Raw genomic sequence first — 24,952 nt, forward strand, 5'->3', positions numbered from 1 at the left:
AGCTACAGGCCGACGTCCCTGCTGCGGAAGTCCTCCAGGGACTCGCGCCGCACCAGGAGCCGCGCGTGCCCGCCGGCGACCGCCACCACCGGCGGGCGCCCGACGAGGTTGTAGCCGGACGCCATCGAGAGGTGGTACGCACCGGCCACCGGCACCCCCAGGATGTCTCCCGGCCGTACGTCGCCCGGCAGTCGAACGTCGGATGCGAGCACGTCGCCTGCCTCGCAGTGCCGTCCGACGACGGTCACCGGCTCGGGCGGGGTGGTGGAGTGCCTGCCGATCAGGCGCGGCGCGTACCGCACGCCGTAGAGCGCGGGACGCGGGTTGTCGCTCATCCCGCCGTCCACGGCGACGAAGGTGCGTCCGCCGGTCCGCTTGACGGCGAGCACGTGGTAGAGGGCCACTCCCGCGGGGCCCGCGATGGCGCGGCCCGGTTCGATGAGCAGCTTGGGCACGGTGAGTCCGGCCGCCGCGCAGCTCCGGGTCAGTTCGGCGCGCACCTTGCGGGCGAGTGCGGTGATGTCGAGGGCCGCCTCGCCGGGGCGGTAGGCGATGCCGTGGCCGCCGCCGAGGTCCAGTTCGGGCAGGGTCAGGCCGCGCTGGTCCTTGATGCGGGCCATCAGGCCGACCAGGCGGCGCACGGCGGCGAGGAACGGCTTGTCGGTGGTGATCTGCGAGCCCAAGTGGCAGTGCAGGCCGGTCAGTTCGAGTCCGGGCTGGCCGATGATGCGGGCGATGGCGTGCTGTGCGGAGCCGTCGGCGATCGACAGGCCGAACTTCTGGTCGTCGGTGCCGGTGCGGATCTTGGCGTGGCCGCCCGCCGCGATGCCCGGCACCACCCGGACCATCACCTTCTGGCGGCTGCCCGGCGGTACGGCCGCCGCGAGCCGCGCGATCTCGGACGCGCTGTCGATGACGATACGCCCGACGCCGAGCCGTAGCGCGGCGTGCAGGTCGTGCGGGCTCTTGGCGTTGCCGTGCAGCACGATGCGCTCGGCGGGAAAGCCCGTGGTCACCGCGAGTTCGAGCTCGCCCGCCGAGCAGACGTCGAGCCCGAGCCCCTCCTGCGCGACCCAGTGGGCCATCGCGCGGCAGAGGAAGGCCTTGGCGGCGTAGTGCACCTCGGCGCCGGGGAAGGCGTGCAGGTAGGTGCGGCAGCGGGTGCGTACGTCGTCCTCGTCGACGAGGTAGGCCGGGGTGCCGAAGCGCCCGGCGATCTCGGTGAGCGGTACGCCGCCGACGGCGAGGTCGCCGTGCGCCAGGCGTGCGGTGGTCGCGGGCCAGACGGACAGGTCGTCGTCGGCGGTGGCGGCCGGGGCCACGGGTTCGTGCAGGGTGGTCATGACAGGCTCCCGACCATCGCGGCGGCCCCGGTCACGCGCAGCGCGCCGACCGCGTCGCGGTCCCCTTCGCGCCAGGCGGGGACGCGCCGCTCGGGTGCGGCGACGGGGTGGGCCGCGAGGCGGGGGTCGACGGTGACCTCGCGGACGCCGAGCGGCTCGGTGAGCGCCCGCAGCGCGGGCTCCGAGAGCCTGATCCAGGCCTGGCGGGCGCCGAGGGCCGCGCTCAGCCGTTCGGGGGCGGTGAAGGCGACGGCGGTACGGGCGCCGACGGGGGTGCGGAACAGGCGGGCGACGCAGCCCGCGGGTCCCGGCCGGACGGGGACGAAGAGCGGTCCGGCCGGGCCGGGTTCGCAGGGCTCGGGGTCCTCGCCGCACTGGATCTCTGCCATGGGGTTCCTCCTTGGGCGTCCTGCTCGGTGAGCGGTGGTCCCCCGGGGCTCCGGTGAGGAACCAGGGGGCCTGTACCGAAGCTATGCCCGGCCCCGAGTGCCACCCGCCCTCCATGACGGGACGTTGACGGTGGCGGGTCCCGCGTTGACGAGGGCTTGACGGGCCTGACCTAGCCGTCTTCCGGCGGAGCGCTCCGGGACCCGCCCCGCCGTAGCCGCCCGCTCTTTTGAGATCAATAGTGTTCGGAAGAGGCCAAGGTCACAGCCCTGTACGGCACCCAGTGCCAGGGGTTGCGCCCTAGCATCATGCGCATGACGGTCCTGCCTGACGACGGGCTTTCCCTGGCCGCCGAGTTCCCTGATGCGACCCATGAGCAGTGGCAGCGCCTGGTGGAAGGCGTGCTGCGCAAATCGGGTAAGGACGTATCGGGGCCGGCCGCCGAGGAAGCGCTGTCCACCGCACTCGAGGACGGGCTCAGCACCCGCCCGCTGTACACCGCCCGTGAAACCGCGCCTGACGCCGGCTATCCGGGTTTCGCCCCCTTTGTCAGGGGCGGCACCGCCGCGGGCAGTGCCGCGGCCGGCTGGGACGTACGGCAGCGGCATGCGACCACGGACCCGGCCGCTACGAACGAGACCGTGCTCGCGGACCTGGAGAACGGCGTCACCTCGCTGTGGCTCGGCGTCGGCCCCGGCGCACTCCCGGTGTCCGGCGTCGCGCGCGCCCTCGACGGCGTCTATCTCGACCTGGCGCCCGTCGCCCTGGACGCGGGCGGCGAAGCGGGGCCCGCGGCGCGTGAGTTGTTCCGGCTCTACGAGGAGCGGGGCGTCCCCAAGGACGCGGCGCGCGGCACCCTCGGCGCGGACCCCCTCGGCCACGAGGCCCGCACCGGCGAGCGCCTTGACCCGGCCGTCGCGATCGAACTGGCGGGGGTGTGCGGCCGGGAGTACCCGAACCTGCGCGCGCTGACCGTCGACGCCCTGCCGTACCACGAGGCGGGCGGCTCGGCCGCTCAGGAGCTGGGCGCCTCGCTCGCCACGGCGGTCGCCTACCTGCGCGAGCTGACGGGAGCCGGGCTCACGGTCGACGCGGCCTGCGCCCAGCTGGAGTTCCGGTACGCGGCCACCGCCGATCAGTTCCTGACCATCGCCAAGCTGCGCGCGGCGCGGCGGCTCTGGGCCCGCGTGGCCGAGGTCAGCGGCGCCCCGGAGGCGGGCGCGCAGCGCCAGCACGCCGTGACCTCGCCGGTGATGATGTCGCGCCGCGACCCGTGGGTGAACATGCTGCGCACGACGGTGGCCTGCCTCGGTGCGGGCGTCGGCGGCGCGGACTCGGTGACCGTCCTGCCCTTCGACCACTCGCTCGGCCTGCCGGACGCGTTCGCGCGCCGCATCGCCCGCAACACCTCGACGATCCTCCTGGAGGAGTCGCACCTCGCCCGCGTCATCGACCCGGCGGGCGGCTCCTGGTACGTGGAACGGCTCACGGACGAACTGGCCCACGCGGGCTGGGAGTTCTTCCAGGAGATCGAGCGCGCGGGCGGTCAGGCGGCGGCCCTGCGCTCCGGCCTGATCGGCGAACGCCTCGCCGCCACCTGGGCGAAGCGCAGCGAGAAGCTGGCCAAGCGGCGTGAACCGATCACCGGCGTCAGCGAGTTCCCGAACCTGACGGAGCGTCCGGTCGAGCGCGTGGCCTCGCCCGCCGAAGCGACGGGCGGTCTGCCGCGCGTGCGCCGCGACGAGGCGTACGAGACCCTGCGCTCGCGCTCGGACGCCCACCTCGCCGCGACGGGAGCCCGCCCCAAGGTGTTCCTCGCCGCGCTCGGCTCGGCCGCCGCGCACAGCGCACGGGCCTCCTTCGCCTCCAACCTCTTCCAGGCGGGCGGCATCGAAGCCGTGCACGACCCGGTGACGGTGGACGCGACGACGGCAGCCGACGCGTTCAGGGCCAGCGGTGCCACGGTGGCGTGCCTGTGCTCCAGCGACGCGCTCTACGAGGAGCAGGCCGCCGAGGTCGCCGAAGCGCTCAAGGCGGCCGGTGCCCGGCGGGTGTTCCTCGCGGGGCGCCCCGCCGAGTACACGGCGGTCGACGCGTACGTCTTCGCGGGCTGCGACGCCGTGTCCGTGCTCTCCTCCACCCTCGACCACATGGGAGTGGCGTAATGGCGATCCCCGACTTCTCCGGTGTCGGCCTGACGCCGGACGCCCCGTCCGAGGCCTCCGCCGTCTCCAAGGACCAGTGGCGCAGCGCCGTCAAGGAGTCCACCGGCAAGGCCGACGACGACCTCCTGTGGGAGACCCCGGAGGGCATCGCGGTCAAGCCGCTCTACACGGGCGCCGACCTCGAAGGCCTCGACTTCCTGGAGACGTATCCGGGTGTCGCGCCCTACCTGCGCGGCCCCTACCCCACGATGTACGTCAACCAGCCCTGGACGATCCGGCAGTACGCGGGGTTCTCCACCGCCGAGGAGTCCAACGCCTTCTACCGCCGCAACCTCGCGGCCGGACAGAAGGGCCTCTCGGTCGCCTTCGACCTGCCGACCCACCGCGGCTACGACAGTGACCACCCGCGGGTGACGGGCGACGTCGGCATGGCGGGCGTGGCGATCGACTCGATCTACGACATGCGTCAGCTCTTCGACGGCATTCCGCTGGACAAGATGACGGTGTCGATGACGATGAACGGCGCCGTGCTTCCCGTACTGGCGCTCTACATCGTGGCCGCCGAGGAGCAGGGCGTGGCGCCCGAGAAGCTGGCCGGGACCATCCAGAACGACATCCTCAAAGAGTTCATGGTCCGCAACACCTACATCTATCCGCCCAAGCCCTCGATGCGGATCATCTCCGACATCTTCGCGTACACCTCGCAGAAGATGCCGCGCTACAACTCCATCTCGATCTCCGGCTATCACATCCAGGAGGCCGGAGCGACGGCCGACCTGGAGCTCGCGTACACCCTCGCCGACGGCGTGGAGTATCTGCGGGCCGGGCAGGAAGCGGGCCTGGACGTCGACGCGTTCGCGCCGCGGCTCTCCTTCTTCTGGGCGATCGGCATGAACTTCTTCATGGAGGTCGCCAAGCTCCGCGCGGCGCGCCTGCTGTGGGCGAAGCTGGTCAAGCAGTTCGACCCGAAGAACCCCAAGTCGCTCTCGCTGCGCACCCATTCGCAGACATCGGGCTGGTCGCTGACCGCGCAGGACGTGTTCAACAACGTCACGCGTACGTGCGTCGAGGCGATGGCCGCGACGCAGGGCCACACCCAGTCGCTGCACACGAACGCCCTGGACGAGGCGCTCGCCCTGCCCACCGACTTCTCCGCGCGCATCGCCCGCAACACCCAGCTGCTCATCCAGCAGGAGTCGGGCACCACGCGGACGATCGACCCGTGGGGCGGCAGCGCGTACGTCGAGAAGCTGACGCACGACCTGGCGCGGCGCGCCTGGCAGCACATCGAGGAGGTCGAGGCGGCGGGCGGCATGGCGCAGGCCATCGACGCGGGCATCCCGAAGCTGCGCGTCGAGGAGGCCGCGGCCCGTACGCAGGCCCGCATCGACTCGGGGCGCCAGCCCGTGATCGGCGTCAACAAGTACCGCGTGGAGACCGACGAGCAGATCGACGTCCTGAAGGTCGACAACTCCTCGGTGCGCGCCCAGCAGATCGCCAAGCTGAAGCGGCTGCGCGAGGAGCGCGACGAGGCGGCCTGCCAGGACGCGCTGCGGGCGCTCACCGCGGCGGCCGGGCGCGACCCCGGTCCGGGCCTGGAGGGCAACCTCCTCGCGCTCGCGGTCGACGCGGCCCGCGCGAAGGCGACGGTCGGCGAGATCTCCGACGCCCTGGAGTCCTCGTACGGGCGGCACGCGGGGCAGATCCGTACGATCTCCGGTGTGTACCGCACCGAAGCAGGATCGTCCCCGTCCGTGGAACGCACCCGCACCCTCGTCGGGTCCTTCGAGGAGGCCGAGGGGCGCCGGCCGCGCATCCTGGTCGCCAAGATGGGCCAGGACGGCCACGACCGCGGCCAGAAGGTCATCGCCACCGCCTTCGCCGACCTCGGCTTCGACGTGGACGTGGGCCCGCTGTTCCAGACTCCGGCCGAGGTCGCGCGCCAGGCCGTCGAGGCCGACGTGCACATCGTCGGCGTCTCGTCGCTCGCCGCCGGGCACCTCACGCTCGTACCGGCGCTGCGCGCGGAGCTGGCCGCCGAGGGACGCGAGGACATCATGATCGTCGTGGGCGGCGTGATCCCGCCGCAGGACGTGCCGACCTTGCTGGAGATGGGCGCGGCGGCCGTCTTCCCGCCGGGCACGGTGATCCCGGACGCCGCGTACGACCTGGTGAAGCGGCTGGCGGCCGACCTCGGCCACGAGCTGTGAGCATGGCGGCGCCGCGGATCGACATCGACGCGTACGTGAAGGGCGTGCTCGACGGGAAGCGGGCGCAGATCGCGCGCGCCATCACGCTCGTCGAGTCGACCCGGCCGCAACACCGGGCGCTCGCCCAGGAGTTGCTGACCCAGCTGCTTCCGCACAGCGGGCGGGCGCGGCGGATCGGCATCAGCGGCGTGCCCGGCGTGGGCAAGTCCACGTTCATCGACGCGCTCGGCACGATGCTGACCGGGCTCGGGCACCGGGTCGCGGTGCTCGCCGTCGACCCGTCGTCGACCCGCACGGGCGGTTCGATCCTCGGCGACAAGACGCGGATGGAACGCCTCGCGGTGGACCCGGCGGCCTTCGTGCGCCCCTCGCCCACCGCCGGGACGCTCGGCGGGGTCGCGAAGGCCACGCGCGAGTCCATCGTGGTGATGGAGGCGGCGGGCTACGACGTCGTGCTCGTGGAGACCGTGGGCGTGGGCCAGTCGGAGACGGCGGTCGCGAACATGGTCGACTCGTTCCTGCTGCTCTCCCTGGCCCGCACCGGCGACCAGTTGCAGGGCATCAAGAAGGGCGTGCTCGAACTCGCGGACGTCCTCGCCATCAACAAGGCGGACGGCCCGCACGAGCGTGACGCGCGCTCGGCGGCGCGTGAACTGGCGGGCGCGCTGCGGCTCATGCATCCGGCGGACGCGGCGTGGACTCCCCCGGTGCTCAGTTGCAGCGCCCGGGAATCCAGCGGCCTCGACGAGGTGTGGGACCGCCTGGAGCAGCACCGTTCGCTCCTGGACTCCACGGGCCGCCTCGCCGCCAAGCGACGCGACCAGCAGGTCGACTGGACGTGGACGATGGTGCGGGACGAACTCCTCGACCGGCTGCGGGGGCATGAGGCGGTACGGGAACTGGCCCCTGACCTGGAGCAGCAGGTACGGGAGGGCACCCTGACGGCGACGCTGGCGGCGGAGAGGATTCTGGGGGCGTTTCAGGGGGGTGACTAGCCCTTCGGTGGGGATGTGATGCCGGGTGCTCGGTCGGGTGGGCGGGAAACATCCGCCGCGAAGCGGCGGTCTAGATTGACCCCATGACCACAGCAGCCAACGACGAAGCCCCCGTCCTCCAGCACGTCGAGGGCCGCGCAGGCCACATCACCCTCAACCGCCCCCGGGCGATCAACGCCCTGAACCACGCCATGGTCCGCCTGATGGACGAGGCCCTGTCCGCGTGGGAGCGGGCGGACGACATCCGCACCGTCGTCCTCACCGGCAACGGGACCCGCGGTCTCTGCGCCGGGGGCGACATCCGGTCCATCCACGACGACATCCGCGCGGGCGGCGGCACCGCGTCCGTGGCTTTCTGGCGCGACGAGTACCGGCTCAACGCCCGTATCGCCCGCTTCCCGAAGCCGTACGTCGCCGTGATGGACGGGATCGTGATGGGCGGCGGAGTCGGCGTCTCGGCGCACGGCAGCGTGCGGATCGTCACCGAGCGCTCCAGAATCGCCATGCCGGAGACCGGGATCGGCTTCGTGCCGGACGTCGGCGGTACGTATCTGCTGACGCGCACGCCCGGCGAACTGGGCACCCACCTCGCCCTGACCGGTTCGGCGGTCGGAGCGGGCGACGCCCTGCTGTGCGGCCTCGCCGACCACTACGTACCCTCGGAGCGCCTGCCGGAGTTCACCGCCGCGCTGGCCGACGCCGACGTGAGCGAGGTGGTCGCGCGGTACGCCACTGCCGCGCCCGGCGGTGAACTCGCCGCCCATCGCGAGTGGATCGACGCCTGCTACTGCGCCGACTCCGTGGAGGAGATCGTGGACCGGCTGTACGACTCGGGCGAGCGCGCGGCGAAGGAGGCCGCGGAGACCGTCCTCGGCAAGTCGCCGACCTCCCTGAAGGTCACGCTCGCCGCCCTGCGCCGGGCGCGCGCCCTCGCCTCGCTGGAGGAGGTGCTCGACCAGGAGTACCGCGTCTCGGCGACGGCGATCACCGCACCGGACATGGTGGAGGGCATCCGCGCCCAGGTCGTCGACAAGGACCGTGATCCGCACTGGTCCCCCGCCGAACTCTCGCAGGTGACCGACGCGGACGTGGACCGCCACTTCCGGCCGCGCGAAGGCGACGAGCTCGGCCTGGCCCCCGGACGGGGCTGACCGCGGTGCCCCTGATCCAGACGCCCCGCCTGCTGCTCCGGCGCTGGCGCGAGACGGACGTCGCACCCATGACCGTCATCAACTCCGATCCCCGGGTGATGCGGTGGATCGGCGACGGATCCGTCCACGAGGGACAGCAACAGACCCGGGACCGCATCGCGATGTGGGAGCACGAGTGGGAGACCGAGGGCTTCGGGCTCTTCGCGGTGGAGATCCGCGCCACGGGTGAACTCGCCGGGTTCACCGGGCTCTCCGTGCCGCACTACCTCCCCGAGGTGCTGCCCGCGGTGGAGATCGGCTGGCGGTTCGGGCCTCCCTTCTGGGGGCAGGGCCTGGCCACCGAGGCGGCACGCGCCGCCCTGGACTTCGCCTTCACCGAGGCCGGTCTCGAGCGGGTCGTCAGCATCGTCCAGGTGGGCAACAACGCCTCGGAACGCGTCATGAACAAGCTCGGGATGCGCGTGGAGCGGGGCGCCGTCGACCATCACTGCGGTCGCCCCATACGCATCCATGTCCTGGACGCGCCCGCTACGGGGGATCGATCTCCGTGACCACGGCGAGGAGCTGGAAGGGCAGTTCCCTGTCCCACTGGGAGACGCCGAGGGCGATCCATCTCCCGTCGGCCCGCCAGAGGTGCAGGTCCGGCACCGAGGAGCTGAGCGAGCTCCACGGCTCCGGTATGTCCTCGCCCGCCGCTTCTTCGCCTGCCGCGTCCCCGCCCGACCCGTCCCCGCCCGACCCGTCTTCGTCCGACCCGTCTTCGTCCGACCCGTCTTCGCCCGACCAGTCCTCGTCGCCGCTCAGTGTCCGCTCGAAGAGGCTCTCCAAGCGGAATATCTGCGGCGCTCCCCAGCGGTCGGCGAGGAGGACCGAGAGGCCGTCGCGCTCGGCCTCGTACTGATCCGCGGTCGCCTCCCACCGCGTGCCGTCGTCCTCCCAGAAGCCGTCGCTCGTCATCAACTCGGCGATGCGATACCCCGGACCGCCGTCGCCGTCCTGCGACCTGCCGTGCTCCGCGGGGAACTCCCGTGAGCGCAGCAGGTCGATCGCGGCGAGATGCTGTGCGGTACTCATGCCATCCAGTAAAGCGGCCGCCACTGACAACTGGGCCCCCGTCAGTCCCCCGGCGTCACCATCCGGACACGCGGCTCACGCGTCGCGCCGCCGCACCGCCCACCAGCCCGCAAGGAGCGAGACGGCCGCCCACGCCGCCGTGACGGCAAGTCCCGCCCAGGGTCCGAGAGTTCCCGTCGGGTTCTCGTGGAGTATCTGCTGGCCCGCCCGGTCCGGCAGGAAGCCCGCGACGCCGCTCGCGACGTCCCCGACCACGAAGGACACGATGAGCGTGAACGGGATGAGGATGCTCAGGACCGCGACCCCGCTGCGCAGCACCACGGTCAGGCCCGCGGCGAGCAGCGCCATGAGTGCGAGGTAGATGCCGCCGCCGACGCAGGCCCTGACGGCACCGTCATGACCGAGACCGATGGCGTAGTCCTCCATGAAGGCCTGCCCGGACAGGAAGGCGACAAAGCTGGTGAGGATGCCCGTGCCGAGGGCGAGCGCACCCACCACCGCGATCTTTGCCCCGTAGAAGAGTCCTCTGCGCGGCACCGCGGAGAGCGAGATCCGCAGCGCGCCGTTCAGATACTCGGAGGACATCGCCGTCGTACCGAAGCTGATGGCGGCGATCTGGCCGAAGTTGAGCGCGTAGAAGGCGCCGAAGAGCGGTTCGTAGTCGGCGTTGTCGGCCTCCACCGTGCCGATCGTGGCGAACGCGAGCACGGTGACGGCCAGGGTGGCCACGAAGACGGCGACGAGCGAACCGAGGCTGGCGCGCACCGACTTGATCTTGATCCACTCCGAGCGGAGCACGGCGGTCGTCGACATGGTCAGGCCTCCTGGCGGGGCGTCGGGGCGGTGGCGGCGAACTCGGTGTCGTCGGCCGTGAGGGCGAGGTAGGCCTGCTCCAGTGAGGCCTGCTCGTCGGAGAGTTCGAGGAGGGGAATGCCGTGGCCCGCGGCGATGGACCCGATCTCCTCGGCCTTCGCGCCCTCCACGGTCCAGCGGCCGCCGTCCTGTGCGGTCATCGCGTACCCCTTGTCCGTCAGGAGGCCGCGCAGCCGCTCGCTCTCCGGCGTGCGCAGCCGCACTCGCGGGCTGCTGTGCGCCGCGATGAAGTCGGGCATCGAGGTGTCGGCGAGCAGCCTGCCGCGGCCGCCGACCACCAGGTGGTCGGCGAACGTGGCCGTCTCGTTCATGAGATGGCTGGAGACGAGGACCGTGCGGCCCTCTTTGGCCAGGCGCCGCAACAGCTCGCGGATCCAGATGATCCCTTCGGGGTCGAGGCCGTTGGACGGCTCGTCCAGCATGACGACGCGCGGGTCGCCGAGCAGCGCCGCCGCGATGCCCAGACGCTGGCGCATGCCGAGCGAGAACGTCTTGATCCGGCGCCCCGCCACGGTGGCCAGACCCGCCTCTTCGAGGACCTCCGCCACCCGGCGTGCGGGGATGCGGTTGCTCGCGGCGAGGGCGAGGAGGTGATTGCGGGCGGTACGCGATCCGTGCGCGGCCTGCGCGTCGAGCAGGGCCCCCACGTGGTGCAGGGGTTCCTCGATGTCCGCATAGGGGCGGCCGCCCACGGTCGCTGTCCCCGAAGTGGGCCGGTCGAGGCCGAGGACGAGACGCATGGTGGTGGACTTGCCGGCGCCGTTGGGGCCGAGGAACCCGGTGACCTTCCCCGGCCGGACGGTGAAGGTCAGTGCGTCCACCGCGCGGGTGGTGCCGTACTCCTTGGTGAGGTCTTGGACGTCGATGCTGGTCATGGGTCCAGACTCGCGGCCGTACGGGGGTGGGGGCTTCCCCCGGCCGGGGGCTTCGTCTCCCCCTCACGGGGGAGCCGTGCGGGGGTGTGCGGCTGGCACGATGACGGGATGCCCCGCTTCTTCCGGCCGGTCACCAGCGCGGTGACCTATACGCGCTGGCTGCATCTGCTCATCGGCTCGGCCATCCCCTTGATGGGCGCGTTCATCACGCCGGGACTCAGCCGTACCTCGCCCGCCGAGTGGGTGCAGATCGCGCTGCAGCCGATCCCGCTGGTGGTGGCGGCCGCCCTGCTGCTGCCGTTCCTGCGCAGGGCGGAGGGTCTGCAGGCACGGCTGATGCTCTTCCCGGGGCAGCACGCGCGCGTGCCGGGCGACGAGGAGGAGTCCGGTATCTCCGTTGCTCCCTCCGCGTCCTGGCGAGACCGCGGCAGGACCGCGCTGTGGATGGTGCTGCGCCTGGAGGCCGGCTTCCTGGCGGGCTACCTCACGGTGCAGTTCCTGGGGACCACGCTGGCCCTGGTGGGAGCGGCGTCGTCGGACCAGGCCGAGGAGCCCGGGCTGCTCATTCCCCTGCCGGGGCCGAACCCGGCGAACGCGCTACTCGTACCGCTCCCGATCCTGGGGCTCCTGGGGGTGATGGTGGTCGGGGGCCGGCTGATGACGTCGGCGGCCCGGCATCTGCTCGGCCCCTCCCCCACCGAGCGCCTCGCCGCCCTGGAGGAGCGCACGGAACAGCTCCTCGAACGCAACCGGATCGCACGGGAACTGCACGATTCCATAGGCCACGCGCTGACCGTCGCGGTGGTCCAGGCGGGAGCCGCACGCGCCGCCGCCGACGCCGGGTTCACCGAGCGGGCGCTCGGCGCGATCGAGGAGACGGGCCGGGCGGCCCTGGAGGACCTGGAGCGTGTCCTGCGCGTCCTGCGGGAGGACGAACAGCCCGCGAGCCGGCGCCCCACACTCTCCGACGCCGCCCAACTACTGGAATCCGCACGGGCTTCGGGGGCGAAAGTCGACACCGAGGTGTCGGGGCCCGTGGAACGCCTGCCGGGCCCCGTCTCCCGCGAGGCCTACCGCATGCTCCAGGAGGCCCTGACGAACGTGCTGCGCCACTCCGGGCCGGTGCCGGTCCAGGTACGGGTTGCGGTCCGCGAGACCGCCCTGGAGATCGACGTACGCAACGCGCTGCCCGCGCCGGGAGAGAGCACCGGCCGCGGCGGCAGCGGCCTGCGCGGTATCCGGGAGCGGGCCACGCTGCTCGGCGGCCGGGCCACCACGGGACCCCGCGACGGCGAATGGCAGGTGCACGTCGAGCTGCCGCTCGGGTGATCTACGCTGACCGGATGCCGGTCACTGTCCTCCTCGTCGACGACGAACCCCTCGTACGCGCCGGTCTGCGGGCCGTCCTGGAGGCGCAGCCCGACATCGAGGTGGTGGGCGAGGCGGCCGACGGCGCCGCGGTGATTCCTCTGGTGCGGCAACTGCGGCCCGACGTCGTCGCCATGGACGTGCGGATGCCGCTCCTGGACGGCATCGAGGCCACGCGCGCGGTTCTGCGCACCGTGCAGGACCCGCCGAAGATCCTCGTGGTGACGACCTTCGAGAACGACGAGTACGTGTACGAGGCGCTGCGCGCGGGCGCGGACGGTTTCCTGCTCAAGCGGGCCCGTCCCGCCGAGATCGTGAACGCTGTCCGGCTCGTGGCCGAGGGCGAGTCGCTGCTGTTCCCGTCGGCGGTGCGGCAGCTGGCGGGCGAGTACGGGCAGCGGCCCGGCAACACGGCGGCCAGGGCCGCCCTCGAGCGGGCCGCGCTCACCGAGCGGGAGTCGGACGTGCTGCGCCTGATGACGCGCGGTCTGTCGAACGCGGAGATCGCGGGCGAGCTGATCGTCGGCGCCGAGACGGTGAAGTCCCATGTGAGTTCCGTCCTCGCGAAACTGGGAGCCCGCGACCGCACGCAGGCAGTGATCACCGCGTACGAGTCCGGTTTCGTCGCGCCGGGATAGCCGCGACCGGTCGCCACTCTGTGTCACAGGAGGGCCCGGCACTCGCAGTGGTCGCCCCCGGCGAGTACGATCCGCCCATCATGCGCACGAGCTGGGAGGACGGACGTTGGGGCGGCTGACCGGCGGGGATCCCTCTCTGCTGCGGCGGATCAACTCCGCGGTGGTGCTGCACGCGCTGCGTGCGGCGGACTTCGCGACACTCACCGAGGTCACCCGGGTGACCGGGCTTTCAAGGCCGACCGTCGAGGGCGTGGTCGAGGGGCTCATCGAGGCCGGGCTCGTGGTGGAGACCGCCGCCGAGGAAGGCGCGGCAAGGCGCCAGGGACGGCCCGCGCGGAGGTTCCGCTTCCGGGCCGAGGCGGGGCATCTGCTCGGCCTGGAGATCGGCCCGCACCGGGTGGCCGCCGTCCTGTCGGACCTGGACGGCCGGGTGCTGGGCACGGCGGCCAGGGACGTGGACGAGACGGCTTCGGCGGACGAGCGCATCGAGCGGCTTCGTACGGCGGTCGCGGACCTGCTGCGCCGGGGCGGGATCGCCCGCAGCTCCCTGCGCGCGGTGGGCGTCGGCAGCCCCGGCATCGTGGAGGCGGACGGCACGGTCCGGCTCGGCACCGCGCTGCCGGAGTGGACGGGGCTCCCGCTGGGCGAGCGCCTGCGCAGGTCCTTCAAGTGCCCGGTCCTGGTGGAGAACGACGCGAACACGGCGGCCGTCGCCGAGCACTGGAAGGGCGCGGCGACCGAGTCCGACGACGTGGTGTTCGTCCTCGCGGGGCTCAGCCCCGGAGCGGGCGCGCTGATCGGCGGCCGGCTGCACCGCGGCTACGGCGGCGCCGCCGGGGAGATCGGCGCCCTGCATCTGCTGGGCCGCGACGTGACCCCGGAGACGCTGCTCTCGACCACGGACGAGCCCCTGCATCCGCTCGACGAGCAGGCGGTGGCGAAGGTGTTCGCCGACGCGCGCGAGGGCGACGAGCGGGCACAGCAGGCCGTCGAGCGGTACATCCGGCGGCTGGTGCACGACGTGGCGGCGCTGGTGCTGGCCCTGGATCCCGAACTGGTCGTCGTGGGCGGCTGGGCGGCCGGTCTCGACGGTGTCCTGGAGCCGCTGCGCCGCGAGTTGGCCCGTTACTGTCTGCGCCCGCCCCGGGTGGCCCTGTCGATGCTCGGCGAGGCCGCCATCGCGACGGGCGCGCTGCGCCTGGCCCTCGACCATGTCGAGGAGGAGCTGTTCGCGGTGGAGGGAACGGTCACGGCGCGCCGCTGAGGCGACGCGCCGTGCACACGAAGAACTAGAGGGGCGGTGTCAGGAGGCCCGGCTCTCCGGGCCGTGGTGGATCTCGACGCCGCCCTCGTCGCCGAACGTGAGGCGGCAGGTGTCGGCGCGGTACGTGGCCACGGACACCGCGGCGGTGCGCCCCTCGGCGAAGAAGCGGGTCGTCACGACGAGGACCGGGGCTCCGGGGAGCCGGTCGAGCGCCTTGGCGTCGTCCGCGCGGGCGGAGCCGAGCTCCACGGCGCGGTCCTGTCCTTCGAGGCCGAGGCGGTGCAGCTCGCGCAGCACGCCACGCGCGCGTGAGGGCCCGGAGGGGGCGTCGATGGCGGAGAGCTCGTCGACCGACGACGTCGGTACGTAGAGGAGCTCGGCGGCCACGGGCTGGCCGTGCGAGACGCGGGTGCGGCGCACCACGTGCACCTGCTCGTCGCCGGGGGTCTCGAGCATGCGGGCCACGTCGGCGGGCGGAACCGCCGGTGCGCAGTCGGCGGGCTGCCAGGCGTCGCCGACCTCGCCCGGCCAGGTGCCCTGCGCCGATCCGACGGCCACCCCCACCCGCGGCGGGGCGACGGTCGTGCCGACCCCGCGGCGGCGCTGCAGCCTGCCTTCCAGCTCAAGCTGTTCCAGTGCCTGGCGCAGCGTGGCGCGGGCGACACCGAACCGGGCCGCGAGATCACGCTCGTTGGGCAGGATCTCGCCGACGCCGAACTCGGAGTCGAGTGCCTCGCTGAGCACGGTCTTGAGGTGCCAGTACTTCGGCTCCGGAGCCGTTTCCAGCTGCGTGGTCCCCACCCTGTCCTCCGCAATCGCCGTGTGCCGGCGGCTTTTTAGCGCCCTTGTTTATTAAAGGTTCCTGCACTATCCCTGGCGACGATAGAGCGGCACCCACCCTTGGTCAAGACCAATCCTCGATCCGTTACAGCGCGCACAGGGACGATGCCACAGAGCATTCACGCGTTGTTGGTGTCGGTCCACGCGCGCGTTGCGAACAAGACAAAGACCCCCGCCTCGGGTGACGGGGGTCTGACCTGCGGTTCACCCGCGGTCCAGTGCGCTCTAGGAGGCGAAACCGATCAGCTTGTCCGGGTTGCGGATGATGTAGACATGGGTGATCCGCCCGTCGACGACGTCCAGTTGGAACACGGAGTCCGGCTTGCCGTCGACCAGGATCAGCACGGAATCGGCGCCGTTGAGCTCCAGGAACCGGGCCTCGACCTCCGCCCCTCCCGGCACGCCCTTGCGGGCCGCGCCGTCGAGGAAACGGCCGACCTTGTCGGCGCTCTCGATGACGCGCAGCGGCGCCCTGGCCTTGCCGCCGCTGTCGCCGACCAGACGTACGTCGGGGGCGAGCAGGGACACCAGGCCGTCGAGGTCGCCGCCGGTCGCCGCGGCGAGGAACCGCTCGGTCAGGTCACGGCGCTCGACCGGATCCACCGTGTAACGCGGCTTTCCCTCCTCGACGTGCTTGCGGGCGCGCGCCGCGAGCTGCCGCACGGCCGGTTCGCCGCGGTCCAGCGTGAGGGCGATCTCGGAGAACGGGAACCCGAAGGCCTCCCGCAGCACGAACACCGCGCGCTCCAGGGGCGAGAGGGATTCCAGTACGACCAGGACGGCGATGGAGACGGAGTCGGCGAGCACGGCCCGCTCGGCGGTGTCCGGGGCGGTGGGGCCGTAGTCGGTGACCAGCGGTTCGGGCAGCCACGGGCCCACGTAGGACTCGCGCCGGGACTGCACGTGGCGCAGCCGGTCGATGGCGAGCCGGGTGGTGACGCGCACCAAGTAGGCACGCGGTTCGCGCACTTGTGCCTGGTCTGCCGCCGACCAGCGCAGCCAGGACTCCTGCACGACGTCCTCCGCGTCGGCCACCCGGCCGAGCATGCGGTAGGCCACGCCCATCAGGACGGGCCGGTGCTCTTCGAAGACGTCGGTCACGGTGTCGGTCGCCACCCGTCCATCCCAGCCGACGGGCCACCCGGTGTCCAGGCGAAGCGGGTGCGGCGCGCCCCACACCGGTCCGGCGGTCACCCCGCCCCCTCCGTCCGGCGGTCACCCCGCCCGCCCTCTTGAACTGGAGGCTACTGAGCGGTAATTGTTGCTGACAACGTGTCTAAGGTGTCTGAGGACCGTCGCCGGGCGGCGGGGACTGGAGCAGTCATGGCCGCAGAGGTGTCTTTCAGCGTCGAATCGCCCGGCGGCCCGCGGACCCTGTCCGTCGCGTACGAACGCGCCGGCGAGGGTGAGCCGCTGCTCCTGCTGCACGGCATCGGCCACCACCGCCAGGCGTGGGACCCGGTGTTCGGCATCCTGGCAGCCGAGTACGACGTGATAGCCGTCGATCTGCCGGGCTTCGGGGAGTCCGCCGCGCTCCCCGACGGTCTTCCCTACGACATCACCACGGTGGTGTCCGTGCTCGGTGCGCTGTGCGAGGCCCTGGGGATCGAGCGGCCGCACGTGGCGGGCAACTCGCTGGGCGGTCTGCTCGCCCTGGAACTGGGCCGCGAGAAGCTCGTGCGCTCGGTCACCGCCCTGTCCCCCGCCGGTTTCTGGACGCCGGGCGAGCGGCGCTACGCGTTCAACACCCTGCTCGCGATGCGGCACGGGGCGCGGCTGCTTCCGCTGCCGCTGATCGAGCGGCTCTCCCGCAGCGCCGCCGGGCGGGCGGCGCTCACCAGCACCATCTACGCCCACCCCGGCCGCCGGTCACCCGAGGCCGTCGTCGCCGAGACGCTCGCGCTGCGCGACGCCGAGGGGTTCGAGCAGACCCTGGCCGCCGGGCGTGACGTGCTCTTCGGCGACGACGTGCCCGGACTCGCGGTCACCGTCGCGTGGGGCGCCCGCGACCGCATCCTGCTGCGCCGCCAGGGGATCCGGGCCAAGCACACCGTTCCCGATGCCCGTCTGGTGCGCCTTCCCGGCTGCGGGCACGTCCCGATGAACGACGACCCGGCTCTCGTCGCGCGCGTCGTCCTCGACACCTGCCGCCGCCCGTCGGCCGCGTAGCACGCCGGAGCCGAGCGCCACCCCGGCGCCGACGAGCGCGCTCCCCACGGCCTGCGGGACGCCGTAGGCGCCGGTCCCGGCCAAGGGCGCGGTGAAGGCCGCCGCCACGGGAATCAGACCGGAGAAGAGGGTGGCGCGCTCGGCGCCGATGCGCTGGATGCCCGAGTACCAGCAGACGAACCCGATGACGGTGACGATCGCCGCCTGCCACAGCAGGGCCGCCGCCTCAGTGGTGCCGGGCATCCGCAGGAAGTCCGCGCCGTCGGCCAGGACGCCGATGAGGGCGGACTCGACGGCGGCGATCCCGCACACCGTGGCGGACAGCAGCTTGGGGCCGAGCGGCCGCAGCACGGGAACGGCGAGGACCGCGAAGCCGACCTCGCCCGCGAGCGCGCACACGGAGAAGACGATGCCGACGGCGTCCGTACGGCCCCACCCCTGCACGGTGAAGGCGCCCGCCGCGACGATCAGAGCCCCGTACATCACGGCCCGTTGCGGCTGCCGCCCCGCGAGGAGCGGCACGACGACCGCCACGACGACCGGGGCGCATCCTACGAAGACACCCGGTACGGCAGGTTCCGCGGTGCGTTCGGCGGCGAGGATCGCCAGGTTGAACCCGACCATGCCGACCGCGGCGAGGACCGCGAGCCGCCCCCACTGGCGCCGGGTGAGGCGGGCGAGCGGCGCCGTGCCGCCCCGCCCGAGCAGCGGCAGGAGGAGCAGACAGGCCAGGCCGTAGCGCAGGAACTGGCCGCCCGCGTACGGGTAGTCGCCCAGGAGGCTGTTGGCGGTGAAGGAGCCGCCGACGAGGAGGCAGGCGAGGGCCGCGAGCAGGGACCCGCGCGTGAGGTTCGTGTTCATGCCCCTGACGTTAGGAACGGACGCGGACCGGTTTAAGGTCCACTTCCGGGGCCTGTTCGGGGACCACTTTCCGCGGGCTCCCGTAGATCCGCCACATACTGGAGGCGCGTCCCGGTGACATCAGGATCGAGGCAGGAGCCCGGAACCGCGGCCTGGGAGCTGCTGCTGCCCGCCGCGTCCGCCCCCGCCCGCAGCCGCGGCCGCAGCCTGCAGTCGGCGCTGCGCGAGGCGGTCAGGGCCGGGCAGTTGGCGCAGGGGACGCGGCTGCCGTCGAGCCGGGCGCTCGCCGCCGACCTGGGTGTCTCGCGGGGGCTCGTCACGGAGGCGTACGAGCAGTTGACGGCCGAGGGGTATCTGCGCAGCGACCGGGGTGCGGGAACCTGGGTGGGCGGCGCGGTACGGAAAGCCGCTCCGGGCGCACGTGATCTGGCGCCGCGGCCCGTCCACGCGCGCGTGGACTTCATCGCGGGAACCCCCGACCTGTCCCTGTTCCCGCGCGCCGCGTGGGCGGCCGCGCACCGCGGTGTCCTGGCCGAACTGCCCCACCACGCACTGGGCTACCCGGATCCCAGGGGCCTGCCCCGGCTGCGTACGGCCCTCGCCGAACTGCTCGTACGCCGCCGGGGCGTGGTCGCCGACCCGGAGGCGATCGTCGTCTGCTCCGGAGTGGCCCAGGCCACGGCGCTGCTCGGGTTCGTGCTCCACGCGCGCGGGGTGCGCACCGTCGGCGTCGAAGACCCCGGAAGCCCGCAGCACGGCGAACTGTTCGCGTCGGCGGGCGTGGCCACGGTGCCGGTGCCCGTCGACGACGAGGGGGCGGACATCGGCGTACTGAGGGAGCACGGTCTGCGCGCGGTCGTCACCACGCCCGCCCATCAGTTCCCGCTGGGCATCGGCTACTCCGCCCGGCGGCGGGCCGGGCTCCTGGACTGGGCGCGGTCCGTGGACGGCCTGATCATCGAGGACGACTACGACGGGGACTTCCGCTACGACCGCGCCCCGGTGGGCGCGCTGCAGGGCCTCGACCCCGAGCACGTCGCGTACACGGGCTCGGTCAGCAAGTCGCTCGCTCCCGGGCTGCGCCTGGGCTGGCTGCTCGTACCGGAGTCGCTGACCGACGAGGTCGTCGCCCGCAAGCGCATGATGGACCTGGGAAATCCGGCACTCGACCAGGCGCTGCTCGCGCGCTTCGTCGAACGCGGCGACTACGACCGGCAGTTGCGCCGCTGCCAGCGTGCCTACCGCGAGCGCAGGGACGCGCTGGTCGCGGCGCTCGACACATACTTTCCGGGCACGGAGGTGACCGGCATCGCCGCGGGTCTGCACGTCATCGCCCGGCTCCCCGGCCGGTGGGGCCCGCAGGAGGCCTTTCTGCGGCGGGCCGCGGCGGCCGGGGTCGCGCTGCGGCCGCTGAGCGACTACGGCTCGGCGTCCGGCCCCGGAGTGTGCCTCGTGCTCGGCTACGCCCATCTGACGCCCGCCCGGATCGCCGAGGGGATGCGGCTCGTCGCCGGGGCGGCTCAGGAGTTGGACCACGCGCGCGTGCAGAGCACCAGGCGGTAGCCGTCCGGGTCCTCGACAGTGGCGCCCCACTCGTTCCAGTACGGGTTGGGCGACAGGACGCGGGTGCCGCCGTGCGCCTCCAGGCGGGCCACCAGGTCGTCGGGGACGGGCTCGTCGAGGTAGATGACGAGCAGGTCCTCGTCGGTGGGGCGGGGCCGGACCGGCTTGTCGGCCTCGTGGACGAGTTCGAGATGCCAGGACGCGTCCGGCCAGCCTGCCATGAGCAGGTCGTGCTCGCCGGGAGCGTCGCCGCCCGCCGAGCGCCATACGACGTCCAGACCGAGGCCCGTCACCCAGAAGCGCTCGGCCGCGGCGAGGTCGCGGGACGGACGGGCGATGCGGATGTGGCTCTGGCCGTTGACGGGCATGGGACTCCCCCTGGTAGTGCGTGGCCGGCAGCGCGTGGAAAGGATGCGCCGACGCGCTCGGCGGTGTGCCCGCGCGCCTGTGCCGCCGAGCGTAGGCAGCGGGCGATCCGCGCGCATCGGGCGTCCGGCCTCGGGCGCGCGGCCGGGCCCTACGCCTGCGGACCTGCGTCCCCGGACGTACATCTCCGGGCCGGTGACCGGGGATGTAGAGGACACGCCGGTCCGCCGCCGACACGGTGTTCGCACACCGGTTCCCTTTACCCCCTGGGCAGTTGTTCACTTGTGGTTTGCGTGTGCGCCGCCGCGCACCGCTAGTTGTGGCCCTGCACACTGGTCTGACCTGTCACTGGAGGCGCATTCATGTCCCACCCCCAACCGAGCCCGTCCCCGCGCCGCCGCAGTGTGCTGCGCGGTTCGCTCGCCGTACCGGCGGCGCTGGCCGTGCCGTCCCTCTCCGGGGCCGCTCCGGCGCTCGCCCTGTCGGGGCGCCCGCGGGCCGAGTGGGGCGTGCAGGCCGGTGACGTGACGGCGCACGCGGGCCTGGTGTGGGTGCGATCCGACCGTCCCGCCCGCATGATCGTGGAGACGTCCGCCACCGAGTCCTTCCGCAACCCCACACGCTGGAAGGGCCCTCTGCTCGGCCCGGACACCGACTTCACGGGGACGACACGGCTGCGCGGGCTGCCCGCGGGCGAGCAGATCCACTACCGGGTGCTTCTGGCCGACCCCGACGACCCCCGGCGCACCGGAGAGCCGGTCACCGGCACATTCCGTACGTCGCCGAAGGGCCGCAGGGACGGCGTGCGCTTCCTGTGGTCGGGCGACATCGCGGGCCAGGGGTGGGGCATCAACCCGGACCGCGGCGGCTGGCGCATCTTCGAGGAGATGCGCCGCAGGAACCCGGACTTCTTCCTGTGCAGCGGCGACAACATCTACGCCGACGGCCCCATCCTGCCCAGCGTGACCCTCCCCGACGGCAGCGTGTGGCGCAACGTCACCACGGAGGAGAAGTCGAAGGTCGCCGAGACGCTCGCGGAGTTCCGCGGCGCCTTCCGCTACAACCTGCTCGACGAGAACCTGCGGCGCTTCAACGCCCAGGTCCCCTCCATCGTCCAGTGGGACGACCACGAGGTGAAGAACAACTGGTATCCGGGGCAGATCCTGACCGACGCCCGCTACACGGAGAAGAACGTGGACGTCCTGGCCGGGCGCTCCCTGCGGGCGTTCAGCGAGTACTTCCCCGTGTCGACGCTCCCGCCGGGCGACGAGGACGGACGGGTGTACCGCGTGCTGCGGCACGGACCGCTCCTCGACGTGTTCGTCCTGGACATGCGCTCCTACCGCAACGCGAACTCCCCCGGCCGCCAGACCGACGACACGACCGGCATCCTGGGCGCCCGGCAGCTGCAATGGCTCAAGCGTGAGCTGTCGCGCTCGCGTGCCACCTGGAAGGTCATCGCCTCCGACATGCCGCTCGGCCTCGTGGTGCCCGACGGCTCGGCGAACTTCGAGGCCGTCGCGCAGGGCGACCCGGGCGCGCCGCTCGGCCGCGAACTGCAGATCGCCGAACTCCTGCGGCACATCAAGCACCGCAAGGTCACCGGGACGGTGTGGCTGACCACCGACGTGCACTACACGTCGGCCCAGCACTACGACCCCTCGCGCGCCGCGTTCAAGGACTTCGCGCCGTTCTGGGAGTTCGTCTCGGGTCCGCTGGCCGCGGGCGGCTTCCAGGCGCTCAAGCTCGACGGGACGTTCGGCCCCGAGCAGCGCTTCATCAAGGCGCCGAACCGGTCCAACACCTCACCGGCGGAGACCCCGCAGTACTTCGGCGAGATCGACATCGACGGCGACAGCGGCGAGCTCACCGTGCGGCTGCGGCAGGAAGGCGGCGGGGTGCTGTTCACCCGGGTGCTGCAGCCGGGGCGGGTGGGACAGGGGTGATCATGGCCCCGAACGCACAACGAAGAGGCAGGTTCGGACACCAAGAGCGAGCAAAGAGGAATCAAACGGGCAGAAGGCCTCTTAACTCATCAGTCACAGAACGTTCGTGATCACGCAACACCCTTCCTCCACAGTGGCTGTATGAGTGCTGACATGTCTGATGTGAACCGAACCAAACACGGCCGCCCCGTCCACCACTGGCGGCGGGATCTGGTGGAACTCGCCGCCCTCTTCACGGCGGTGGCCGTGGCGGACGCGGTGGCGAACATGATCGGGCACGGGCCCGACGGTCCCGCCCTGCTCGTGATCTCGGCCGTGGCGCTGCTCGCCACGGTCGGGTTCCACACATGGTGGGCACGCCGCCACAACCACGCACCCCCGGCTACGGACGATACCGGCGCCCGGCCGCACACCGCCGGGCGGCAGGACCACCGGGACCACCTGGACCAGCAGCCGGCAGGCCCCGTGACGGCCATGGAGCAGGCCGGAGCCGCCGCGGCGGAGTCGTCCGCGGGGGCGACGACGCTGTGGCGGATGCGCACCACGGTGCGGGACGAGCCCGGCTCGCTCGCCGCCCTGTGCACGGCCCTCGCGCACGGCAGGGTCGACATCCTGAGCCTCCAGGCGCACCCGCTGGCCGAAGGCACCGTCGACGAGTTCCTGCTGCGCGCGCCCGCCGACCTGCCCGCGGCCGAGATCACCCGCGGCGTCTCGTACGCGGGCGGCTCGGGCACCTGGATCGAGCGGGCGGACGCCCACGACCTGGTGGACGCCCCCACCCGCATCCTGGGCCTGGCCACCCGCACCGCCCTGGACGCCGCCGAACTCCCGCTCGCCCTGCGGCAGTTGCTGGGCCGCTGCACCATCCGGTCCCTGCCCGCGAAGACACAGGGATCGTCAGGACCACAGGCGGAACAGCCCGTCGAGGGCGCACTCGAAGGGGAAGGGACGGTGTTGCGGCTGCAGGCGCCGGAAGGCGAAGTGATCACCGTGGAGCGGCCGTACCTGCCGTTCACGCCCACCGAGTTCGCCAGGGCGCGTGCCCTGGTCGAGCTCGACACCCGGCTCGGCCCGCGCATCCCGCACAACCAGGACGTCCTGACGCTCGCCGAAGGCAGCGCCATCACCGTGCGGCGGGCCGACACCGCGGACGTCGAGGCGGCCAAGGCCATGCACGAGCGCTGCTCGCAGCGCACGCTCTCCATGCGCTACCACGGTCCCGTGCGGGACGCCGACCGCTATCTGAACCACCTGCTCAGCCCGCGATTCGGCCGCACCCTCGCGGTGCAGACCGCCTCCGGGCGCATCGTCGGTCTCGGCCATCTGCTCTGGGACGGCGACGAGACCGAGATCGCCCTGCTCGTCGAGGACGACTGGCAGCGCCGCGGCATCGGCAGCGAACTGCTCGGCCGTCTGGTGACGATGGCGGTCGAGGCGGGCTGCGAGAGCGCGTACGCGGTGACGCAGGCGTCCAACACGGGCATGGTCGCCGCGATGCGCGGCCTGGGTCTCCCCCTCGACTACCAGATCGAGGAGGGCACCCTGGTCATCACCGCACGCCTGGAAGCGACGCCGGTCAGCTCACGCCTGCCGTACGACCCCTCGCAGCAGGAGCGCACGCACTAGCGGGAGCCGAGGCCGAAGCGGCCGGGACGGGTCCGAGGGCCTGGTCGAGGTCCTGCCACAGGTCCTCGACGTCCTCGAGCCCGGCCGAGAGCCGCAGCAGGCTGTCGCTCACGCCCGAGGAGTGCCGGTCCGCCGCGTCCACCACCCGGTGGCTGATGGACGCCGGATGCTGGATGAGCGTGTCGACGCTGCCGAGGCTGACCGCCGGGGTGATCAGCCGCACCCCGGCGGTCACCGCGTGCGGATCGCCGCACACCTCGAAGGCGACCATGGCGCCGCCGAGCCGCGGATAGTGCACGCGGCGCACGCGCGGGTCCGCCGCCAGGCGCCGCGCGAGCTCCGCCGCGTTCGCGGAGGCGGCACGCACCCGCACCGGCAGGGTGGAAAGGCCCCGCAGGAGCAGGTATCCGGCGAGCGGATGCAGCACACCGCCGGTGGCGAAGCGGACCTGCCGCAGCTGCCGGGCGAACTCCTCGTCGCACGCGACCACTCCGCCGAGCACGTCGCCGTGACCGCCCAGGTATTTGGTGGCGCTGTGCAGCACGAGCCGTGCCCCGCTCTCGGCCGGCCGCTGCAGCACGGGCGTCGCGAAGGTGTTGTCGGCGAGGAGCGGCACCGTGCCGCAGGCGTGGGCCACGGCCCGCAGATCGAGTTCGGCGAGGGTCGGATTGGCGGGCGACTCGACGAGCACCAGGCCGGTGTCGGGGCGGATGGCGTCGGCGATCCCGGCGGGGTCGACCCAGGTCACCTCGGAGCCGAGCAGCCCCGCGGTCAGCAGGTGGTCGCTGCATCCGTACAGCGGACGGACGGCGACGACATGACGCAGTCCTGCCGCTCCCCGTACCAGCAGGACCGCGGTCAGGGCCGCCATGCCGCTCGCGAACGCGACCGCGCTCTCGGTGCCTTCGAGCCGGGCCAGGGCGGTCTCGAAGCGCGCGACGGTGGGGTTGGCGAGGCGGGCGTAGACGGGCGGCCCGTCGTCCAGGGCGCCGTCCGCGGCGAAGGCGTCGATGCGTGCCGCCTCGCCGCGGGTGTCGTACGAGGGGTACGTGGTGGACAGGTCGATCGGCGCGGCGTGCAGGCCGAGTCCGGCGAGGTCTTCGCGTCCGGCGTGCACGGCCTCGGTGGCCAGGGCGCGCGGAGCGGGTGCCGTGGCAGGGGCCGGGTGGCCGGATCCGGCGCGGGATTCCGTGTTCGTGTCCATGGCGGACAGCCTGAACAAAGGCCGGTGTCAGGTG

At 72.6% G+C, this 24,952-nt stretch carries 21 protein-coding genes and 1 pseudogene; 12 read left to right on the plus strand and 10 right to left on the minus strand.

The features are described 5' to 3' along the window. Positions 1-2 precede the first annotated feature (2 nt). Complete coding sequence (lysA, locus tag ABZ906_RS38130; RefSeq protein ID WP_361390594.1) at positions 3-1,343, minus strand: diaminopimelate decarboxylase; 1,341 nt, start codon at positions 1,341-1,343, stop codon at positions 3-5. Next, positions 1,340-1,732, minus strand: coding sequence for an SAV_915 family protein (locus tag ABZ906_RS38135; RefSeq protein ID WP_361390596.1), 393 nt, complete (start codon positions 1,730-1,732; stop codon positions 1,340-1,342). The genes lysA and ABZ906_RS38135 overlap by 4 nt, the downstream gene beginning before the upstream one ends. A gap of 312 nt (positions 1,733-2,044) precedes the next feature. Here ABZ906_RS38135 and mutA point away from each other — a divergent pair, with 312 nt between their 5' ends. The 5 genes from mutA (at position 2,045) to ABZ906_RS38160 (ending at position 8,802) form a co-directional block, all read left to right on the plus strand. Then, a complete protein-coding gene (gene mutA, locus ABZ906_RS38140; protein ID WP_361390598.1) occupies positions 2,045-3,895 on the plus strand; it encodes a methylmalonyl-CoA mutase small subunit in 1,851 nt (616 codons plus the stop codon). Beyond that, the gene (gene scpA, locus ABZ906_RS38145) at positions 3,895-6,105 is read left to right on the plus strand and encodes a methylmalonyl-CoA mutase (RefSeq protein ID WP_361390600.1); all 2,211 of its coding nucleotides are present in this window, start codon (positions 3,895-3,897) and stop codon (positions 6,103-6,105) included. The genes mutA and scpA overlap by 1 nt, the downstream gene beginning before the upstream one ends. Positions 6,106-6,107: 2 nt before the next feature. Beyond that, on the plus strand, positions 6,108-7,100 hold the full coding sequence (gene meaB / locus ABZ906_RS38150) for a methylmalonyl Co-A mutase-associated GTPase MeaB (RefSeq protein WP_361390602.1): 993 nt from the start codon (positions 6,108-6,110) through the stop codon (positions 7,098-7,100). 83 nt (positions 7,101-7,183) lie between these two features. Further along, on the plus strand, positions 7,184-8,251 hold the full coding sequence (locus ABZ906_RS38155) for an enoyl-CoA hydratase/isomerase family protein (protein WP_361390604.1): 1,068 nt from the start codon (positions 7,184-7,186) through the stop codon (positions 8,249-8,251). 5 nt (positions 8,252-8,256) lie between these two features. Next, positions 8,257-8,802, plus strand: coding sequence for a GNAT family N-acetyltransferase (locus ABZ906_RS38160; protein ID WP_361195523.1), 546 nt, complete (start codon positions 8,257-8,259; stop codon positions 8,800-8,802). Here ABZ906_RS38160 and ABZ906_RS38165 read toward each other — a convergent pair. The 3 genes from ABZ906_RS38165 to ABZ906_RS38175 all read right to left on the minus strand — a co-directional run bounded on the left by ABZ906_RS38165 (position 8,780) and on the right by ABZ906_RS38175 (position 11,073). After that, on the minus strand, positions 8,780-9,325 hold the full coding sequence (locus ABZ906_RS38165) for a hypothetical protein (protein WP_361390606.1): 546 nt from the start codon (positions 9,323-9,325) through the stop codon (positions 8,780-8,782). The genes ABZ906_RS38160 and ABZ906_RS38165 overlap by 23 nt on opposite strands. 75 nt (positions 9,326-9,400) lie before the next feature. Further along, positions 9,401-10,138, minus strand: a complete 738-nt coding sequence (locus tag ABZ906_RS38170; protein WP_361390608.1) for an ABC transporter permease — start codon at positions 10,136-10,138, stop codon at positions 9,401-9,403. Positions 10,139-10,140: 2 nt separating this feature from the next. Continuing rightward, positions 10,141-11,073, minus strand: a complete 933-nt coding sequence (locus ABZ906_RS38175; RefSeq protein WP_361390610.1) for an ATP-binding cassette domain-containing protein — start codon at positions 11,071-11,073, stop codon at positions 10,141-10,143. Between the two features lie 108 nt (positions 11,074-11,181). On the opposite strand from ABZ906_RS38175, the gene ABZ906_RS38180 reads away from it, so the two are divergent. From ABZ906_RS38180 to ABZ906_RS38190, 3 genes are all read left to right on the plus strand, one after another. Continuing rightward, positions 11,182-12,402 carry a histidine kinase gene (locus tag ABZ906_RS38180; protein WP_361195516.1) on the plus strand — a complete coding sequence of 407 codons (1,221 nt, stop codon included), beginning with the start codon at positions 11,182-11,184 and terminating at the stop codon, positions 12,400-12,402. Between the two features lie 14 nt (positions 12,403-12,416). Beyond that, positions 12,417-13,079, plus strand: a complete 663-nt coding sequence (locus ABZ906_RS38185; protein WP_361390612.1) for a response regulator transcription factor — start codon at positions 12,417-12,419, stop codon at positions 13,077-13,079. Positions 13,080-13,185: 106 nt separating this feature from the next. Next, positions 13,186-14,343 (plus strand): ROK family transcriptional regulator, encoded by a 1,158-nt coding sequence (locus ABZ906_RS38190; protein ID WP_361195512.1) that lies wholly within the window; start codon positions 13,186-13,188, stop codon positions 14,341-14,343. Between the two features lie 39 nt (positions 14,344-14,382). Here the strand turns inward: ABZ906_RS38190 and ABZ906_RS38195 are convergent, their stop codons facing one another. Together ABZ906_RS38195 and sigJ are read right to left on the minus strand one after the other, a co-directional pair. Continuing rightward, positions 14,383-15,144: a GntR family transcriptional regulator gene (locus ABZ906_RS38195; RefSeq protein WP_361390614.1), complete on the minus strand. Its 762-nt coding sequence runs from the start codon at positions 15,142-15,144 to the stop codon at positions 14,383-14,385. Positions 15,145-15,408: 264 nt separating this feature from the next. Next, positions 15,409-16,299, minus strand: a complete 891-nt coding sequence (sigJ, locus tag ABZ906_RS38200; RefSeq protein WP_361195666.1) for an RNA polymerase sigma factor SigJ — start codon at positions 16,297-16,299, stop codon at positions 15,409-15,411. A gap of 207 nt (positions 16,300-16,506) precedes the next feature. Between sigJ and ABZ906_RS38205 the strand changes: the two genes are divergently transcribed. After that, entirely contained in the window at positions 16,507-17,352 is an 846-nt protein-coding gene (locus tag ABZ906_RS38205; RefSeq protein WP_361195508.1) for an alpha/beta fold hydrolase, read from the plus strand. 24 nt (positions 17,353-17,376) lie between these two features. On the opposite strand, the pseudogene ABZ906_RS38210 reads toward ABZ906_RS38205, so the two are convergent. Beyond that, positions 17,377-18,213, minus strand: a pseudogene (locus tag ABZ906_RS38210) (EamA family transporter); the annotation flags it as partial. A gap of 114 nt (positions 18,214-18,327) precedes the next feature. Here ABZ906_RS38210 and ABZ906_RS38215 point away from each other — a divergent pair. After that, positions 18,328-19,776, plus strand: coding sequence for a PLP-dependent aminotransferase family protein (locus ABZ906_RS38215; protein WP_361390616.1), 1,449 nt, complete (start codon positions 18,328-18,330; stop codon positions 19,774-19,776). Here the strand turns inward: ABZ906_RS38215 and ABZ906_RS38220 are convergent. After that, complete coding sequence (locus tag ABZ906_RS38220) at positions 19,734-20,144, minus strand: VOC family protein (RefSeq protein ID WP_361390618.1); 411 nt, start codon at positions 20,142-20,144, stop codon at positions 19,734-19,736. The two genes, ABZ906_RS38215 and ABZ906_RS38220, sit on opposite strands and share 43 nt — an antisense overlap. A gap of 360 nt (positions 20,145-20,504) precedes the next feature. On the opposite strand from ABZ906_RS38220, the gene ABZ906_RS38225 reads away from it, so the two are divergent. Together ABZ906_RS38225 and ABZ906_RS38230 are read left to right on the plus strand one after the other, a co-directional pair. Further along, positions 20,505-22,088 carry an alkaline phosphatase D family protein gene (locus ABZ906_RS38225; RefSeq protein ID WP_361390620.1) on the plus strand — a complete coding sequence of 528 codons (1,584 nt, stop codon included), beginning with the start codon at positions 20,505-20,507 and terminating at the stop codon, positions 22,086-22,088. Positions 22,089-22,241: 153 nt separating this feature from the next. Next, the gene (locus tag ABZ906_RS38230) at positions 22,242-23,714 is read left to right on the plus strand and encodes a GNAT family N-acetyltransferase (protein ID WP_361390622.1); all 1,473 of its coding nucleotides are present in this window, start codon (positions 22,242-22,244) and stop codon (positions 23,712-23,714) included. Here the strand turns inward: ABZ906_RS38230 and ABZ906_RS38235 are convergent. Continuing rightward, the gene (locus ABZ906_RS38235) at positions 23,665-24,918 is read right to left on the minus strand and encodes a PLP-dependent transferase (RefSeq protein WP_361390624.1); all 1,254 of its coding nucleotides are present in this window, start codon (positions 24,916-24,918) and stop codon (positions 23,665-23,667) included. The two genes, ABZ906_RS38230 and ABZ906_RS38235, sit on opposite strands and share 50 nt — an antisense overlap. Between the last annotated feature and the right edge of the window lie 34 nt (positions 24,919-24,952).

Source organism: Streptomyces sp. NPDC046925 (genome assembly GCF_040644915.1).
GTDB lineage: Bacteria > Actinomycetota > Actinomycetes > Streptomycetales > Streptomycetaceae > Streptomyces.

Coding starts and splice junctions, on each gene's coding strand:
- ABZ906_RS38175 (WP_361390610.1), bottom strand. CDS start 11,073: ATGACCAGCATCGACGTCCAAGACCTCACCAAGGAGTACGGCACCACC.
- lysA (WP_361390594.1), bottom strand. CDS start 1,343: ATGACCACCCTGCACGAACCCGTGGCCCCGGCCGCCACCGCCGACGAC.
- ABZ906_RS38205 (WP_361195508.1), top strand. CDS start 16,507: ATGGCCGCAGAGGTGTCTTTCAGCGTCGAATCGCCCGGCGGCCCGCGG.
- mutA (WP_361390598.1), top strand. CDS start 2,045: ATGACGGTCCTGCCTGACGACGGGCTTTCCCTGGCCGCCGAGTTCCCT.
- ABZ906_RS38155 (WP_361390604.1), top strand. CDS start 7,184: ATGACCACAGCAGCCAACGACGAAGCCCCCGTCCTCCAGCACGTCGAG.
- ABZ906_RS38235 (WP_361390624.1), bottom strand. CDS start 24,918: ATGGACACGAACACGGAATCCCGCGCCGGATCCGGCCACCCGGCCCCT.
- ABZ906_RS38180 (WP_361195516.1), top strand. CDS start 11,182: ATGCCCCGCTTCTTCCGGCCGGTCACCAGCGCGGTGACCTATACGCGC.
- meaB (WP_361390602.1), top strand. CDS start 6,108: ATGGCGGCGCCGCGGATCGACATCGACGCGTACGTGAAGGGCGTGCTC.
- scpA (WP_361390600.1), top strand. CDS start 3,895: ATGGCGATCCCCGACTTCTCCGGTGTCGGCCTGACGCCGGACGCCCCG.
- ABZ906_RS38220 (WP_361390618.1), bottom strand. CDS start 20,144: ATGCCCGTCAACGGCCAGAGCCACATCCGCATCGCCCGTCCGTCCCGC.
- ABZ906_RS38170 (WP_361390608.1), bottom strand. CDS start 10,138: ATGTCGACGACCGCCGTGCTCCGCTCGGAGTGGATCAAGATCAAGTCG.
- ABZ906_RS38135 (WP_361390596.1), bottom strand. CDS start 1,732: ATGGCAGAGATCCAGTGCGGCGAGGACCCCGAGCCCTGCGAACCCGGC.
- ABZ906_RS38225 (WP_361390620.1), top strand. CDS start 20,505: ATGTCCCACCCCCAACCGAGCCCGTCCCCGCGCCGCCGCAGTGTGCTG.
- ABZ906_RS38185 (WP_361390612.1), top strand. CDS start 12,417: ATGCCGGTCACTGTCCTCCTCGTCGACGACGAACCCCTCGTACGCGCC.
- ABZ906_RS38165 (WP_361390606.1), bottom strand. CDS start 9,325: ATGAGTACCGCACAGCATCTCGCCGCGATCGACCTGCTGCGCTCACGG.
- ABZ906_RS38230 (WP_361390622.1), top strand. CDS start 22,242: ATGTCTGATGTGAACCGAACCAAACACGGCCGCCCCGTCCACCACTGG.